At 43.9% G+C, this 17,110-nt stretch carries 15 protein-coding genes; 9 read left to right on the forward strand and 6 right to left on the reverse strand.

What is annotated here, in order from left to right:
* Positions 1–41: 41 nt before the first annotated feature.
* Genes ACE1OE_RS19685 through ACE1OE_RS19715 form a run of 7 tightly spaced genes read left to right on the forward strand, consistent with a single transcriptional unit; the run spans position 42 to position 8,117 of the window.
* Positions 42–1,025 carry a LacI family DNA-binding transcriptional regulator gene (locus tag ACE1OE_RS19685; protein ID WP_449212049.1) on the forward strand — a complete coding sequence of 328 codons (984 nt, stop codon included), beginning with the start codon at positions 42–44 and terminating at the stop codon, positions 1,023–1,025.
* Between the two features lie 10 nt (positions 1,026–1,035).
* Positions 1,036–2,289: an extracellular solute-binding protein gene (locus ACE1OE_RS19690; RefSeq protein WP_449212050.1), complete on the forward strand. Its 1,254-nt coding sequence runs from the start codon at positions 1,036–1,038 to the stop codon at positions 2,287–2,289.
* 9 nt (positions 2,290–2,298) lie between these two features.
* A complete protein-coding gene (locus tag ACE1OE_RS19695; RefSeq protein WP_449212051.1) occupies positions 2,299–3,180 on the forward strand; it encodes a carbohydrate ABC transporter permease in 882 nt (293 codons plus the stop codon).
* Complete coding sequence (locus ACE1OE_RS19700; RefSeq protein ID WP_102532318.1) at positions 3,180–3,998, forward strand: carbohydrate ABC transporter permease; 819 nt, start codon at positions 3,180–3,182, stop codon at positions 3,996–3,998. The genes ACE1OE_RS19695 and ACE1OE_RS19700 overlap by 1 nt, the downstream gene beginning before the upstream one ends.
* On the forward strand, positions 3,998–4,483 hold the full coding sequence (locus tag ACE1OE_RS19705) for a hypothetical protein (RefSeq protein WP_449212052.1): 486 nt from the start codon (positions 3,998–4,000) through the stop codon (positions 4,481–4,483). The genes ACE1OE_RS19700 and ACE1OE_RS19705 overlap by 1 nt, the downstream gene beginning before the upstream one ends.
* Complete coding sequence (locus ACE1OE_RS19710; protein ID WP_449212053.1) at positions 4,480–6,663, forward strand: glycoside hydrolase family 3 N-terminal domain-containing protein; 2,184 nt, start codon at positions 4,480–4,482, stop codon at positions 6,661–6,663. Before ACE1OE_RS19705 ends, ACE1OE_RS19710 begins: the two co-directional genes overlap by 4 nt.
* Positions 6,660–8,117, forward strand: coding sequence for a sulfatase-like hydrolase/transferase (locus ACE1OE_RS19715; protein ID WP_449212054.1), 1,458 nt, complete (start codon positions 6,660–6,662; stop codon positions 8,115–8,117). The genes ACE1OE_RS19710 and ACE1OE_RS19715 overlap by 4 nt, the downstream gene beginning before the upstream one ends.
* Positions 8,118–8,188: 71 nt before the next feature.
* Here the strand turns inward: ACE1OE_RS19715 and hutH are convergent, their stop codons facing one another.
* From hutH to hutC, 5 genes are all read right to left on the reverse strand, one after another.
* Positions 8,189–9,721: a histidine ammonia-lyase gene (gene hutH / locus ACE1OE_RS19720; RefSeq protein WP_449212055.1), complete on the reverse strand. Its 1,533-nt coding sequence runs from the start codon at positions 9,719–9,721 to the stop codon at positions 8,189–8,191.
* Between the two features lie 10 nt (positions 9,722–9,731).
* Positions 9,732–11,426, reverse strand: a complete 1,695-nt coding sequence (gene hutU, locus ACE1OE_RS19725) for a urocanate hydratase (RefSeq protein WP_449212056.1) — start codon at positions 11,424–11,426, stop codon at positions 9,732–9,734.
* Positions 11,427–11,510: 84 nt separating this feature from the next.
* A complete protein-coding gene (hutG, locus tag ACE1OE_RS19730) occupies positions 11,511–12,596 on the reverse strand; it encodes a formimidoylglutamase (protein ID WP_449212057.1) in 1,086 nt (361 codons plus the stop codon).
* A complete protein-coding gene (gene hutI, locus ACE1OE_RS19735; protein ID WP_449212058.1) occupies positions 12,586–13,806 on the reverse strand; it encodes an imidazolonepropionase in 1,221 nt (406 codons plus the stop codon). Before hutI ends, hutG begins: the two co-directional genes overlap by 11 nt.
* A 192-nt stretch (positions 13,807–13,998) precedes the next feature.
* Entirely contained in the window at positions 13,999–14,709 is a 711-nt protein-coding gene (gene hutC / locus ACE1OE_RS19740; RefSeq protein WP_102532391.1) for a histidine utilization repressor, read from the reverse strand.
* Positions 14,710–15,078: 369 nt separating this feature from the next.
* Between hutC and ACE1OE_RS19745 the strand changes: the two genes are divergently transcribed.
* Both ACE1OE_RS19745 and ACE1OE_RS19750 read left to right on the forward strand, forming a co-directional pair.
* The gene (locus ACE1OE_RS19745) at positions 15,079–15,693 is read left to right on the forward strand and encodes a fumarylacetoacetate hydrolase family protein (RefSeq protein WP_102532390.1); all 615 of its coding nucleotides are present in this window, start codon (positions 15,079–15,081) and stop codon (positions 15,691–15,693) included.
* 225 nt (positions 15,694–15,918) lie between these two features.
* Entirely contained in the window at positions 15,919–16,185 is a 267-nt protein-coding gene (locus ACE1OE_RS19750; RefSeq protein ID WP_102532389.1) for a DUF5062 family protein, read from the forward strand.
* Between the two features lie 7 nt (positions 16,186–16,192).
* Here ACE1OE_RS19750 and ACE1OE_RS19755 read toward each other — a convergent pair whose 3' ends face one another.
* The gene (locus ACE1OE_RS19755; RefSeq protein ID WP_372061178.1) at positions 16,193–17,065 is read right to left on the reverse strand and encodes a DMT family transporter; all 873 of its coding nucleotides are present in this window, start codon (positions 17,063–17,065) and stop codon (positions 16,193–16,195) included.
* Positions 17,066–17,110: the final 45 nt, after the last annotated feature.

Here is a 17,110-nt window from a genome sequence, read left to right on the forward strand (position 1 = left end):
GGATATTTAACTATCCCCTCTCCATGATTACGGTTTTATGTATGAAAACTACGATTAAAGATGTGGCTAAAAGTGCAAATGTGTCGATCTCTACGGTGTCTTATGCATTAAATGGTGGAAGCAAAGTAAAGCAAGATACAAGAAATAGAATAATTAACGCGGCTGATGAACTAGGTTATTGGCCTGAAAGGGTTAAAAAATTAGTAGAGAAAAATAACAATAAGTGTATTGGACTGTTTTTCAACTCCTGGTATGGACCGGTTTACAGCCAAGTTGTAAAAGGTATAGAAAATTACTTACACAAGAAAGGTTATGACGTAATGGCATTAAGTTTGTCTTCGTCTGACGAAGATGTGGTAAAACGTTACCTTGATAATAAGAAAATTGATGGAGCAATAATTCTATCTCATGAAATATCATCAGATATCATTGAGCGCTGTGCTAGTGCAGAAATGCCAATCGTCGTACTTGATCGAGAAATAAGTGCAGAATATGTATATTCGCTGCTTATTGACAATTTTGGTGGAGCATTTTTAGCAGTAAAAGAATTGATCAATAATGGTGATGAAGACGTGTATTTCTTTTCAGGGCCAGACAATTCTTATGATAACGAAAAACGTTACTCTGGATATGTATCGGCATTAGGTTTTTTTAATGTTGACATTGACCCTTCCAGAGTTATTAAAGCCGACTTTAATGATGAAGTCGCGTACGAAAAGGCAATGGATTTATTTTCTAAATGCATTCCTAAAGCGATATTTTCAGCGAATGATGAAATGGCGATTGGTATAATAAGAGCAGCTCATAAGAAAAACATCATGATACCCAAGGACATGAGAGTGATTGGATTTGATGATATTCAAATGGCTAACTTAATGGTGCCAAGATTAACGACAGTTAGCCATGAGAAGTTTAATATGGGTATCCAAGCCGCAACATTAGTCCTTGATGCAATAAACGGCGTTGAAGATTTGGATAATATGCGGATGCTTCAAGCTAAATTAGTTAGAAGAGAAACATTTTAAGGTGATGAGCATGAATAAATGGTTTTCTGTAATAGCACTAGTCACTAGCTGCACGGCTTGGTCTAGTGAAAAAGTAAGAATTGACATCATGGTTCCGTCTGCAGGGGATTACATTAGTTTCTTTAATGATGTGGCTATTCCAGAGTTTAATGAACGTTATCCTGATGTTAATGTTGTAGTTAGCAATGATATGAATATTGATACCCGAATTGCGGCAGGAGATACACCAAATTTATATACCGGTGTGTTTGGGTATCAGCCTGCGAAATTAGCAAAGCTTGGCCTCCTTGTTTCTTATCAGTCATTTGATGACTTTGATGAGCTTACAGAAAGGATATCATCTAATTTTCTAATAAAAAATTTCGGACGGAATTTTTATGTACCTTGGAATGCAACTACGCAGTTGATGATATATAACAAGAATTTATTTCTGGAAGCTGGATTAGACCCTGATTCACCACCAAAAACTTGGGATGAATATATTGAGGTGTCTAGTAAAATATCCCAGCTCCCCAATAGAACTGATGGTACCCCCGTGTATGGTTCTGCTCTCTGGAATGAAAAGTTGTCGGCAGGGGATTGGTATTGGGGGATGTTGAGTCAGATCTATTATAATTTTAACGAAGGAAAGTATGGTTTATTAAATAAATATGGAACTTCGATTGAATTTGATAAGAAAGATGCGAACTTTGAAAAGTTCCTCGAGACAATGAAAGCGCTACAGCAATCCGCTCCAGTTACAATGGAGAAAACCTTCTTCTCACGGACGATTGGCATGTGGCCTCAGTATGGTTTTGGGTGGAAAAACCTGTTGGACTCTGCGGCGGGCAGTCCAATGATTATTGGTGAGGATGTTGGGCTAGCACCGATACCAACGATGTCGGAAGGGTCACCTCATTATTCAACATTAGATGGTCGAGCATTAATGATATTTAAAGGGAGTGAACAGCAAGAGTATTATTCATGGGAGTTAGTCAAGATGCTAATGGAAGATGATATGAATCACAAAGCGAACATACACCTTGGCCAGCTCCCCGTGTTAAAAACGTTATTAGGCCGGGATTACTATCAGCGACCAGATGTTAAACCTTTTATTGACCAATTAAAATACACCAAAATAAGCGAGCCATTTATTCAAGCTGGCGATGTAGCAGGTATTATTTTAGATACATATATAAAGGTCGTACTAAATGACCAACTCACGCCTCAAGAGGGTGTAGAAACATCGATCAAAAAATCGAATGATTTGTTGATTAGGAAATAGAGGTATATCATGAACTATATAAAAAATCATATTTATAGCTACGTTTTTATGCTGCCTTGGGTGCTTTTCTTTACTGTTTTTTTGGTATACCCGTTGTTTCTATCGTTTGAGAGTAGCTTCTTGAGCATTAATATTTTAAATCCTGAAGAAACGAAATTTGTTGGTCTTGGTAACTGGAAAGCAGTATTCGTTGACCATCTATTCTGGAAATCTCTATTTAATGTTTTGTTTAACCAGGTTATTTTTGTATCGCTGAGTTTTGTTGTGGCATTGTCACTAGCCCTGCTGTTGAATGAGGTTAAGTACTTTGCAAGTGTATTTAGGACGGTAATGTTTATACCGGTTATTACCTCAATTACGGTTGCTATGATCACATTTGACTTTGTATCTGGTCCTGGCGGGCCGATCCAAAGCGCAATGATGCAAATCGGTATTATTTCTGAGCCGATATTTTGGAAGTTTGATGAGTGGTTACCAATGCCTGTCATTGCTGTCTTCAGTTCATGGAAGTGGTTTGGTATTCAGATGATTATTTTCTTAGGTGGCATCGCAAGTATTAATAAATCTTTATACGAAGCAGCGGATATTGATGGTGCATCTTGGTGGAGGAAAACAACAAAAATCACAATTCCAATGATCAAAAACCAGATTGTTTTTGTTATGACGATAAATATCATCAATGGCCTACAGATGTTCACTGAAATATTTATGAACTTTGATTTGAAAGGGGGACCTTACCAATCCGCTTTGACACCAGTAGTTTATCTATATGATACCGGATTTGCTCAAATGGAAATGGGGATGGCCTCAACCATTGGTTTATTGCTCGCTGGTATAATTTATACACTTACTATGCTACAACTGAAAATTACCGCTAAGGACTCAAACTGATGAAGATTAATAATAATCAAATACTGGTTTTCGGTTTGTTAACGTTTGCTAGTATTATTGTATTGTATCCTTTCTTTTATATGATTATGAATTCATTTAAAGAAGGAGTAGATATTTTACATTATCCAACAGCACTTCCTAAAAGCATTTCATTTTCTGGCTATTGGGACGTGATACAAGAAATTAATCTAGGGAGGATATTCTTTAATACTATTTTTGTATCTATATCAGTCACTTTTCTAAACACTATTTTTTCTGCAATGGTCGCTTATGCAATAGTTAAAACCAAATTGCCTAGTCGAGAGTTATGGCTGAAAATAATTTTGGCATCAATGATGATTCCCGCAATTTTGTTTACTATACCAACTTATATGATGATGTATGATTGGGGGTGGATAAATACATACCGTGTTCTTATTATTCCTTCTGCAATCAGTGCATATAATATTTTCTTGATGGTTCAGTTTATGAAGCAAGTTGATAATGCATACTTGGAAGCAGCACGAATAGACGGTGCATCAGAATTTCGGATATTTAGAAAAGTTATACTTCCAATGATTAAGCCTGCTCTGGCAACGGTAGGTGTTCTGACGTTTATGAACGCGTGGAACGATTTTATGAATCCACTGTTATATGTGAGAGATGATTCACTAATGACATTGCAGCTAGCACTATATAATTTTCAAACTGAAGTGCCAGGAGCAAATCTTGAACAATTATGGGCAATGACAACAATGATTGCACTGCCAGTGGTTATCGTGTTTTTCTTCTTGCAGAATAACTTTGTTAAAGCATTTACAGGTGTGGGGGTTAAATAGTGAATATTATTAAGAGAATTTCTTTTCTATTTTTGTTTATCTCTATTGCATACATGCTTTCGTACGCAAAAGTATATTTACAAAGTGAGAGTTACTACAATTTCGCTCTTGAGAGTGAACATTCAAATAATCTTATTGAGGCACTTAAGGGTGTTGATAAACTCGAGTTAAGGCAGGGTGAATCTTATTACGGTGGCTATCAGCAAGTAATAGAATCTTGGGAAAATAGCAGTTTTGCACCTAAACCTAGTATTTACTATCAGGCATTAGAAAAACCATCGATTATTTTAAATGAAATGTCAGATGATGTGCTAAAAAGCTTTGTCGAATTGTATATTGAACTGGATAACAAATACGTAATGGATGCTGTTTTGATTATGCATGCTAGGGCTAGTGCACAAAATGACATGGATGAGGTTGAAAGGACCACTCAGTTGCTAAATGAAGCCTTTAATTACCAAACGCTCACAGAGGACTCGAAATGAACACATTATCTTATAAAAACGTTGAACTATCGACCGAAGAGCGCGTCTCCAATCTTGTTGGGTTGATGACACTAGAAGAAAAAATAGGCCAGCTCTGTCAGTCACCAATGCTGGACTATGATACAAAAAAAGATGCTTATCTCACTGAAGTAAAAGCGGGAATGGTAGGGTCTAGGATTCTTGCTGATACTGCGTGGGCAGGTAACGCGCCTGGTGAGTCGGTTGACCCTCATCAGATAAATGAAATACAGCGTGTTGCTGTTGAGCAGAGTCGACTCGGAATTCCCATTATCTTTGCTCGAGACGTGATTTATGGTCAATCTACAGTGTTACCGATTCCGCTTGCGCAATCCTGTTCTTGGAATGAAACGTTGGTGACCGAGGCGTATCAATACATTGCATGTGAGGCTTCAGCACTTGGGATCCATTGGACATTTGCACCTATGATGGATGTAGTGAGAGATCCTCGATGGGGTCGAGTGATAGAAAGCTTTGGTGAAGACCCGTATATCAATGGGCTGATGGCAGCAGCGGTAATCAAAGGATTTCAAGGTGATGATCTATCAGCTCCTACAAGTATGGTTGCATGCGCGAAGCATTTTGTTGGATACGGTGCCTCAGAAAGTGGTTGCGATTATGACACAACAGAGCTGTCTGAAAACTCGCTAGCAAATACTTACTTACCACCTTTTACTGCCGCTATTAACGCTGGCGTACGTACATTTATGTCTGGTTTTAATGATTTAGGGGGGACACCGGTCACCGCGTCAAAGCCGCTGATTTCAGGTTGGTTAAAAGACCAAAGTGGCTTTGATGGGTTTGTCGTCAGTGACTGGGGCTCCATTTCTGACCTTCATCATTTTGGGGTGGCAAAAAATGAAATTCATGCGGCTACATTGGCACTAGACGCCGGTGTTGATATGGCAATGACCTCTGAAGCATATAGGGGCAAACTAGATAAAGCACTCGAGAAAGGTGCGCTTAACATTGAGCAACTTGACCAAGCCGTCACTCGTGTCTTGCGAGTGAAAGTAGAAAGTGGTTTGTTTGAGCGCCCCTATGTTGATGTAGATAAAAGCCAAAGCGTCCAGCGCCTGCAAAGCCATATCGATAAGGCGACGGAGTTAGCGACTCAAAGTATGGTGTTACTTCGTAACAATGATCAAACGTTGCCACTGAAGCGAGCGGGGCACACTTATGCGGTTATTGGCCCTCATGCACATACTAAGCGCCAGCACCTTGGCTCTTGGTGTTTAGATGGTAATAAAGATGATGTAGTGTCGATTTATGAAGGTGTCACCAGCCTAGTTGGCATTGATAGCGTGTTAACTGAATACTCAGGCCTTTGTGATGAGTGGTTAGAATGTGCACATCGTGCTGATGCTGTGATCTTATGTGTTGGAGAGAGCCATCGTAGTACTGGTGAAGCTAGAAATTTAGCGGAGCTTGCACTTCCAGCTGGTCAAGAAGAGATGATCAAAGCAGTCGCGAAGTCAGGTAAACCAATGATTGTTGTTCAATGCGGCGGTCGTCCTATTCCCTCGGAAAGCATTCAACGCTTTGCCGATGCTCACCTTCTTGCATGGCAAGGTGGGACCGAAACGGGTAATTCAGTTGCTGCACTTTTGTTTGGAGATGCATCACCAAGTGGCAAGCTGACGATGACGATTCCTAAGTCTACGGGTCAGATCCCAATTTATTACAACAAGAAACCGCTTGGGAAAATGCGTGATTACGCTGAATACCGCGGGTATAAAGATGTTGATATGGAGCCATTATATCCATTCGGTTATGGGCTGACCTATGCCTCGTTTGAATATGAAAAATTATGTGTAAAGTCCACGTCCGAAGAGACGATTAGCGTTACCTTTACGCTCCGTAATACTTCGCAAGTAATTGGGACGGAAATCTGTCAGCTTTATATGACACGGGACTATTCGACAACTACTAGGCCAACTAAATCGTTGCTAGCATTTAGGCGAGTAGAACTGCAGCCCGGGCAAACGGAAGTTGTGACTCTTGATATTAACATTGAGCAGCTAGGTTACTTTGAAACATTAAATGATTATAAAAACCCAGCATCGGACATCACATTCTGGGTTGGTTCAAATTCTAAAGAGTTAGCTTCGATAAAAGTGTCCGAATCTGACCTTTACCAAGATAAGGTGACAACTAAATGAGTGTAAATCGTAAGCCTAATATTTTAGTTTTTTTGAGCGATCAACATAACGGTATGTACCTAGGTACTAGCCCCCATGCGAAGCAAGAACAAGTTGAAACCCCGACACTTGACTCTATGGCTGCAGAAGGGACTCATTTTACGAATGCATATACGCCTAATCCATTGTGTGTCCCTGCGCGTCTATCAATGTTAACGGGTAAGTATTCAAGTCAGACTGGCACATTTAGCAACCTTTGTTCTGTTGCCGAAGATCAGGCGACGTTTGTTCATTCACTTGGTGCAGAAGGCTACGAGACCGTACTGTGTGGGCGCATGCATTTTTTAGGACACAATCAAAGGCACGGCTTTAGTAAGCGCATTTTAGGTGACTTCTTACCTTCAATGTGGGCATGGTCTCGTCAAGATTGGTTAGATAATGAAATTGGCGACTTTGCCGATTCGTTAACAATCCCAGGCGCTTTAGACGTTGCTAAAGGTGGAATCTCCCCCATTCTTGAATATGATAAGCAGGTGATTCGAACCGCCCTCGATTACCTTGGACAGGATCACGATAAACCACAGCTTTTAGTGGTCGGGACATACGGTCCACATTGTAGCTATGTCTGTCCACCTGACTTATTTGAAAAGTATCGGGCTCGGGTGAAATTGCCAGTTTCATTTTGTTCTAGTGAACATGAAACAGACAATATGACGGATCATTTTAAAAATACAATCAGCGAATCAAAAGCCCTAGATATTCGAGCCGCTTATTGTGGGATGGTCGAACAAATTGATACGCAAGTCGGGATGATAAAAAAAGCGTTTGACGAATATTGCCAAAGACAAGGTGAAGACAATCTATTTATTTACACTTCTGATCACGGTGATCAAATGGGTGAAAAAGAAATATATGGTAAGCATACCTTTTTTGAAGGCTCTGCCAAAGTGCCTATGATTGTAACAGGGACCAATGTACAACAAGGTGATATAACAGCACCGGTTAGCTTAATTGATATTGGCCCAACGCTATGCGATATCATAGGAGCTCAACCCCCTTCTAGGCAAGATGGTCAAAGCTGGTCGAGTGCGATTTATGAAGGGTGTCTAGATGATAATCGCTATGTCATTAGTGAGCTCATTGATAACGAAAGCGATGGTACTCCAGTTATTGCGCGAATGGTTAGAAAAGCGAAATTCAAGTTAATTCGTTATCACGGGAAATCACACCAAGATATGTTGTTTAATGTCGAGGATGATCCTTATGAACTTGAAAATTTAGCGGATCAACAACCCGAGACTGTAAAAGAATTAGTGGAACTCATATACCAAAACTGGTCCGTTGATAAAGCGGTTGATTTGCATAATTCAAAAATGGAAGACAATGCATTGTTGACTCGTTGGGGGCAGAAGCAGAACTTTAAGTGTTCAGAGGACGATGATTACGTCATGGTTCCTGAATTTGCCAAGAGCTAGGTGATATTGGCTTTGTAAGCCTGTTAGGGTCTTGAGTTTGTTCAAGACCCTGTTTAATTAAGCAATACAGATTACATGCTCGGCAAAATATGCTCAGGCATTAACTGGTTGTGTAACCCAAGCTTGATGATTTCGTTGGCTTTTGCGATATCAGGTGCAAAGTAGCGGTCTTTATCGTAAAACGCGACAGATTCTCTTAACTGCTGTTTGCCTTGTTCAATTCTTGGTGATGAGGTTAATGGTGCTCTAAAGTCCAACCCTTGCGCCGCCGCTAAGTATTCAACGGCGAGAATACCTCGTGTGTTTTCGGCCATGTAGCGAAGGCGTCGTGCAGCAAAGGTTGCCATCGATACATGATCCTCTTGGTTTGCAGAGGTTGGAAGGCTGTCCACGGATGCTGGGTGGGCCAGGGATTTGTTTTCACTGGCTAATGCGGCAGACGTGACTTGTGCAATCATAAATCCTGAGTTTACGCCGCCGTTATCAACTAAAAACGGTGGCAGTTTACTTAGTGCGTTATCAATGAGCAGTGCCATTCGACGTTCAGACAAACTGCCAATTTCTGCAATCGCTAAGGCCAGGTTGTCAGCCGCCATAGCAACGGGCTCAGCATGGAAGTTACCGCCAGAAATAATGTCGCCGTCTTCAGCAAAAACAAGCGGGTTGTCAGAAACGGCATTCGCTTCTACTTGTAGGGTTTCTGCTGAATTGCGAATCTGTTGTAAGCATGCTCCCATGACTTGTGGTTGGCAGCGCAGTGAATAAGGATCTTGTACCTTTTCACAGCATTGATGAGATTCACCAATGTCACTGGAGGTATCCAACAAATGGCGATAGGCGAGGGCAGCATCCATTTGTGCTCGATGTCCTCTTACGCGATGGATGCGAGGGTCAAAGGGACGTCGGCTGCCGAGTGCTGCTTCGACTGACATGGCACCGCATAACGTTGCGGACGCAAATAGATCTTCGGCTACAAACAAACCTTCCAACGCAAAGGCAGTAGACGCTTGAGTACCGTTGAGAAGGGCGAGGCCCTCTTTAGGCGCGAGGGTGATAGGCGTTAACCCTGCAATCTGCAACGCCTCAAGACCACTGATGATTTTCCCGTTATGTCTGGCTTCGCCTTCACCGAGCAAAACCGTACTCATATGAGCAAGCGGAGCAAGGTCGCCGGAAGCGCCAACAGAGCCTTTTTGTGGCACGCACGGGTAAACCTGTGAGTTGACTAATTCGATCAGCGCTTGGATGACATGCAATCGGATACCCGAATAACCTCGCGCTAAGCTATTTATTTTTAGTACCATCATGAGCCGTATGGTTTCGTCACTCATGAGCTTACCAATGCCTGCCGCATGAGAGAGCACGATACTTTTTTGAAGGACTTCTAAATCTTCAGGCTCAATGCGAGTATTGGCCAGTAACCCAAAGCCTGTGTTAATGCCATACACGGTACGATCTTCGGCGATCACCTGTTCCACGACTCGGGTGCTGGCTTCTATAGCATCAAAAGCACGAGGGTCGAGTGATAAGTTAACCGGTGAGCGGCTGATTTGGCGCAGTTGTTTCAGTGTCAGGTGACCCGGTTCTAGAACGAGATTCAGCATAGTATTTTCCTTAACCATGGTCGTGATAAGTGGTGGTATTAAGCATTGGGAGATCCAAGGCTTGTTCGGCTGCGCATTGCTTGGCAATGTCATAACCCGCATCCGCATGGCGCATCACACCAGTTGCAGGGTCGTTGTGAAGCACACGGCCGATTCTGCGTGATGCATCGTCACTGCCATCACAGCAAATAACCATGCCACTGTGCTGCGAGAATCCCATTCCAACACCGCCACCATGATGGAGCGACACCCAGGTAGCGCCACCTGCGGTATTGAGGAGTGCGTTCAGTAAAGGCCAATCAGAAACCGCATCGGAACCGTCCATCATGCCTTCCGTTTCACGGTTAGGACTGGCGACAGAGCCAGAATCGAGGTGGTCTCTGCCGATGACGACAGGTGCAGACAACTCACCACTTTTGACCATCTCGTTGAATGCCTGCCCAAGACGTTCGCGGTCTTTCAATCCAACCCAGCAGATCCTAGCGGGTAAACCTTGGAACTGAATGCGTTCTCTGGCCATGTCTAACCAATTGTGCAGGTGTGGATTGTCGGGAATGAGTTCTTTTACTTTTTGGTCTGTTTTATAAATATCTTCTGGATCGCCAGATAGGGCGGCCCAACGGAATGGACCAATGCCTTCACAAAATAGCGGTCGAATGTAAGCCGGGACAAATCCTGGGAAATCAAAGGCATTATCGACGCCTTCTTCTAGCGCCATTTGGCGGATGTTGTTGCCATAGTCGGTGGCGATGGCGCCTTTATCTTGCATGGCTAAAATGGCACGAACCTGCACAGCCATCGAGACTTTTGCCGCTTTCACTACGCTATCTGGGTTGTTCTCTCGTTGTGTCTTCGCTTGCGCCATTGTCCAGCCTTGAGGTAAGTAGCCATTTAATGGGTCATGCGCTGAGGTTTGGTCGGTGACCACATCTGGGGTAATGTTTTTGTCGACCATTTCGGCATAGACATCGGCGGCGTTACCCAGCAAACCAACAGAAATAGGGGTGTCGCTTTGCTTAATGATCGCGAGTGCTTCTTCGAGGGAGTGGGCTTTGGTATCGACATAGCGCGTCTTGAGGCGGTAGTCGATACGCGATTCATCGCATTCAACGGCAATCATCGAAAACCCCGCCATGGTGGCAGCAAGCGGTTGTGCGCCACCCATCCCACCCAGTCCACCGGTCAGTATCCATTTATCACTAGGGTCACCATTGAAATGCTGCTTAGCCATCGCGACGAAGGTTTCATAGGTACCTTGCACAATGCCCTGAGAACCAATGTAAATCCATGAGCCCGCTGTCATTTGCCCATACATCATCAGGCCTTCTTTATCGAGATCATTAAAGTGCTCCCACGTGGCCCAGTGGGGGACTAAATTGGAATTGGCGATGAGGACCCGAGGGGCATCCTTATGGGTGGGAAATACACCAACCGGCTTTCCCGATTGAACGAGCAGTGTTTGATCATCTTCGAGACGTGTTAAGACCTCAACGATCTTATCGTAACAGGCCCAGTCCCTTGCGGCGCGGCCAATGCCACCATAGACCACGAGGGAGTGGGGATGCTCAGCGACTTCGGCATCGAGGTTGTTCATGAGCATACGGAGCGGTGCTTCTGTAAGCCAAGACTTGGTCGTGAGTGTCGTACCTCGAGGCGCTCGAATAGAACGAGTGGTATCTAAGCGAGAATTACAGTGGTGAGTCATGGTGTTTTCCTTTTGCTTAGCCATCCCTTGTTAGCATGGTTGCTAATCGTTTTTAGTTGGTAGATAGCGTGTAAAGTTATTGGGTTATTGGGTTATTGGGTTCGCCTTTTTGGCTTGGGTTAGCCGAGACATGACCTGCCAGATTAAGCGGGCAGCAAGCCTCGCGGTTTGACCATCGATGTCAAATTCAGGGTTATATTCAGCGATATCCGCAACACGGATCTTGTCTCCTTGCTGCAATATGGCGTTGAAGTAGGGATAAAAAGTGTCGAGCGAGATCCCCAATGCGGCAGGCGCGCTAACACCTGGAGCATGGGCGGCGTTGAAGACATCTAAGTCAATGGTTAAGTACAGGTGGTCGACGCTATCCATGAAGCACTCTAGGGTATCTAAGTGCGCCTCTTTTGCTCCGATGAGTAGGTCATCATCCAAGAGCGTCGTGACGCTGAGTTGTTCGGCTCTATCAAATAAGGCTTGTGTATTACTGGCTTTGCTGACGCCAATACACATATATTGGAATGCTAAACCTTCTGACTGACAATAATCGGCAATTTGGGAAAATGGCGTGCCTGAACTCGGTTGTAAAGGGTGACCGTGGCAGCCACTCTCATCGGATTGGTATGATCTCAAATCGAAATGCGCATCAAAGTTAATGATGCCGATACGTGGCGCTGTCTCATGTTGTTTGAGATGCTGAGCAAGCCCTAAAAATGATGCCCATGCGATTTCATGCCCGCCACCTAACACCACGATCGGTGCGTGAGGCAATTCGCGCGTAATGAGGTTGGCAGTGAGCGCTTGGTTGTATTCTAAAGTACCTTGTGTGGTGTCGACGTTGCCTAAGTCATATACACCATCTTGGCCGTGCCATGCGAGGTTACATAATGTCTGGCGAATGAGGTCTGGTCCTTGATGAGCGCCAATTCTGCCTTTATTTCGTTTCACACCCTCGTCAGTGCCAAAACCTAAAAGTGCCAAGGGCGATGACGCTTTTGAGCGATGCCCATTCGTTATCTCGGCCAGTGTTGTGATGGGGGTCATGACATGATGCAATCGATAGCGCCGTTCGCCATCTTCTTGATCATCGCGACCTTGCCAAACAAAAGTGTGTTTGGTTTGTTCATTGATCGCGGTAGCGGCTTTTGTGTCGTTTCGGGGATCAACTGACATTTTCAACGACTCCTTTGACAATACGATGCTTAAGCTCACCCATGCCGACTTGGTAACTTAATTCACTTGGGTGTGTGATATCCCAAACGACCAAATCGGCCGCATAGCCCACTCGAATTTGACCAAGAGAATCTTGCAATCCAATCGCTTGTGCCGCGTGGCAGGTTACTGCTCGCAAGGCTTCTTCAGGGGTCAGACGAAACAAGGTACACGCCATATTCATCATTAATCGAAGATCGGCAAAAGGCGAGGTGCCTGGGTTGAGATCTGAACCAAGTGCCATCGGTACTTGGTGGGCTCTGAGTGCGTGAATCGGGGGCAGTTGTGTTTCGCGTAAGAAGTAAAAGGCACCAGGGAGTAACGTCGCCACTGTGCCACTTTTTGCCATGGCTCGAATGCCCGTTTCGTCAAGGTATTCAATATGGTCTGCCGATTGGGCATGATATTGAGCTGCGAGCGTTGTACCCCCTAAATTACTGAGCTGTTCGGTATGACCTTTTATGGCTAAGCCGTGCTGTGCCGCCGCTTTGAAGACTTGTTCTGTTTGTTGCAAGTTAAAGCCAATGGATTCACAAAATACGTCCACGGCATCGGCGAGCTGGTGCTCGGCAACATAAGGGATAATGGTGTTGGCAACATAGTGAATATAACCGTCAGCGTCATCGAGGTATTCCTTTGGAACGGCATGAGCAGCCAGCAGTGTCGTGGTGATGTTGACACGGCGGTGTTGTTCAAGTGATTTCGCTGCCGTGAGCATTTTGACTTCATCTTCTAGGGTTAGGCCATAACCTGATTTGATTTCTACGGTGGTGCAGCCACTGTTTATTAGGCTGTCTAGGCGAGGAAGTGCCAGTGTAATAAGGTCTTCTAAACTGGCTGAGCGTGTTGCCATCACTGTGCTATTTATCCCACCACCTCGCTTGGCAATGGTCTCGTATGACTCGCCATTTAAACGCGCTTCAAATTCTTCTGCGCGGCTACCAGCAAAGACAAGATGAGTGTGCGGGTCAATGAAACCAGGTGTAACGAGCGCCCCCTTACAATCTAAAATAGGGTAATTTGGATAAGCAGCGCTGCCGAGCTCGATGGTCGGGATAATTTGTGTGATATCCCCATCTTTGATGATGACTGTACACGGGGACGTTGGAGTATATCCGCTGTTACCTTTCTCCATGGTAACCAGTTTGGCATTGAGTAAAATTACGTTCATAACACTCGCTCTTTATTGTATATACAAATGTTTAGTTTAAACTATACAATTGATCAAGAGGATCGCTATGGAAACGTGATCGATGAGTAATTATTGAGCAAAAAGTGGTGATAAAGGATGCGGTAGGTATGACTGAATCCTCTTTTGAAGATCCAGCGGGGTTGGCTGAAAAATAGACGGTTGAAGCTTGTTCTAGCGAGTGATTTTAGAGCTCAGTTGATAGCGGCTACCGGGGTGATAAAGTAAGGCGCTGCTGATTAGCTTGTCGCCACTCCACGTTCTTCGATGCAGTAATAAGCAGGGCTCATGCGCACTCATATCGAGTAAAGCAGCAAGGCTCGGCTCACAAATGATAGCTTCAACGGTATGTTCAACCGCTGTCATTGGGCAATTCTTAGTAAGGTATTCGTTTGGAGTCGTTTTAGTAAAGTCTTGTTGATGGTACTGAGGGGCGTATTTGGCGTTGACCCAACGACATTCTAACTGAATAGGTTGATGGTCTTCTTTATGCAGTATTTCGCTGTAGAACACGTCATTATGTAACATGATGCCCAGTTTTACTGCTATGTCTTGATTCGCTTGTATGGCCTCATGACGTATGACTTCATTGGAGTAGCGCTTTCCTCGCTGAACCACTTCTTCGGCAATGTTTCGAGTATCGAGTAATGGTGATTCAGCTTTGTGAGAGGGCGCTTTTACAAAAGTACCCAGCCTCGGCTTTCGTTCCAATTTTCCTTCACCGACGAGGTCGCGGATCGCTTTGTTCACCGTCATTCGGCTGACGGAAAATTGTTTGGTCAGTTCCATTTCGGTCGTGATCTGTTGACCAATAGGCCAGTGGCCGCTCTCGATGTTTTTCTCGATGAAACGCTTGATTTGAATATAAAGAGGCTCTGACGGCATACAATGAGTTTTTATTTTTTATAATTGAATATACAAATGGTTATGTAAAAAGTACGAAATTGCAAGAAAGAAAGGCTTTTGGTGCGAGATATTCCAGAAATGAAGCAAAATTGTGGAGCGAGGGCTTGGTATATGTGGCTATGTGATGATCTGGCTCATTAATAAGAGGGGAGTTCGGACTAAAGAAAAAGAGCGCTGGATGTGAGAAATCGATCTTTACCTCAACTTTAAAAAAATAATGACAGAACCATCAAGTTGTCATGCATCTTCCGTTATTATACTGCGCTAGGCTTGTACGCTTGGTTAGTCAGTAATAAACGGATACTGGTTATCCTAGTGAAGATTGGTTTGAGAATCTAAGGAAGGGCAATGAAGACGGTTTTGGTTGACGATGAACAGTTTGCGCCATCAAAGGTACTGTGTGTTGGGCGCAATTATGTTGAGCATATTGAAGAACTTGGTAACGAAATACCAGAAAACATGGTGGTGTTTAACAAGCCAAACTCGAGTATTGCAACTGAACTGCATTCCTACCTTGATGAACCCCTGCATTATGAGGCTGAGATTTGTCTACTTGTTAAAAACAACACGTTTTACGGTGTTGGTTTTGGGCTTGATTTGACTAAGCGTGCGTTGCAATCACGACTAAAAGCAAAGGGACTGCCATGGGAGCGAGCAAAAGCATTTCATCACTCAGCGAAGTTTAGTCGCTTTGTCTCGTTGCAAGGTATCGATATGGATGAACTTGAAGTTGAGCTGTTTATTAATAGCATGCGGATGCAGCTTGGCGGAACAAAACAAATGATTTACAAACCTGACGTAATTTTGGGTGAGTTGTTATCGTACACAGACTTAGAGGACGGCGATATTGTCATGACCGGTACACCAAAGGGCGTCGGTGAAATTATGGCAGGGGATCGTTTTCTTGGTCGTATTAAGCACGGCGATGCCACCTTGATCGAAATTGAGTGGGTGGCGGTGTAACGGCTTTGCTAAAGCTCTCGGCTTGGTGCCTGCGTGGCTACTTCTGCGTTTTTTACCCGTAACCCTGCAGAGCTAGGGGGCTATAAGTCAATTGGTTCATCCTTTTATAGGATAATTTACAAAACCAGAAAATTAAGTCTCGGAATTGCTACTGACTTAAAAGCGAAACGTTGAGTTTTTGATTTATAATCATCGAATAATGCATTTATGACAGATGGTGAATTAATGTCAAAAACAACGAAGATTGAAAACGAAGATAAACTGTTCAAAAAAGCATTAGAGGTTGGCGCTAAGATTGCAAAAATGCAAGGCTATCAACTCTCCAACCAAGGTACGACCCAAGCAATGAAGGCGAAAGCTATTTACTTGTTTTTAGTCGAAGTTAAACAAATCACGCCACTTCCTGCCGATAAGTCCGATCTTAAGAATATTAAAAAGCGATTAGCGCTATGGCTTCATAGCGCTTTGCCAGACGATGACCCGCTAAAATAACGTTAACTTATTCTTTTACCGGTTGCTGTTGCTTGGCAGGTAGCCATTTCCGCCACTGAATGGGCATGATTGGGATCACAATCAAGCCAATGCCAAGCAGCGTCAGTAAATCTGGTATCTCGTCAAACCACAATACGCCAAACAACGTCACGAACACCAAACCCGAATATTCGGCCAACGCAATTTGGTTCGCTGGGGCTTTCTTATAAGCGATCACGACTAACGCGTGATAACCAAGAACGAATAGGTTGATCGCCATGATCCAGCCGACGTGTCGCCATTCGATGTCTGTCCATTGAGGCATAGCGAGCACGAGTGCAAGTGGCAGAGTCATCAATCCGGTCCAAAAAAGCGTAGCGATAATATGTTGGTCGTGAGGAAGGCGCTTAATCAGAATGTTACCCACGCCCATTGCCAATGCGCTGCCTAAGCCCGCGATGGCAGCCCAATGAAACTGCTCGGGGCGCAGTACGATCAAAACCCCGATAAAGCCAATCAACGTGGCGAGAATTTTGGTTGAGTTGGGTTTTTCTTTCAATAACACAACAGATAACGGTAGCATCAGAATAGGACCGACATAAAACATCGCATTTGCGGTGGCGAGTGTTAAATGCGTGATGGCAATCATGGCACAACCGCTGCCAATAAGAATGAATTGAGCCCGTAGAAAATTGATCCTACATCCGCCCTGCATTCGAGTGTCACGAGGCAGTTTCAACCAAAATGGCAATAAAAGAAGCACGCTTAATAACTGGCGAATAAAGACGTATTGAAACGTAGGTACTTCACCATTCAATACCTTCAATGAGACATCTGAAAATGAGGCCAGCAAGTTGGCGAGCACGAGCAATAGGATAGCTTGGTTTGTGATTTTATTCATGGAGACGTGGCTAAAGGCTAATTTGTCATACAATAAGCCGCACAT

The sequence above is a fragment of the Vibrio sp. E150_011 genome, assembly GCF_053544015.1.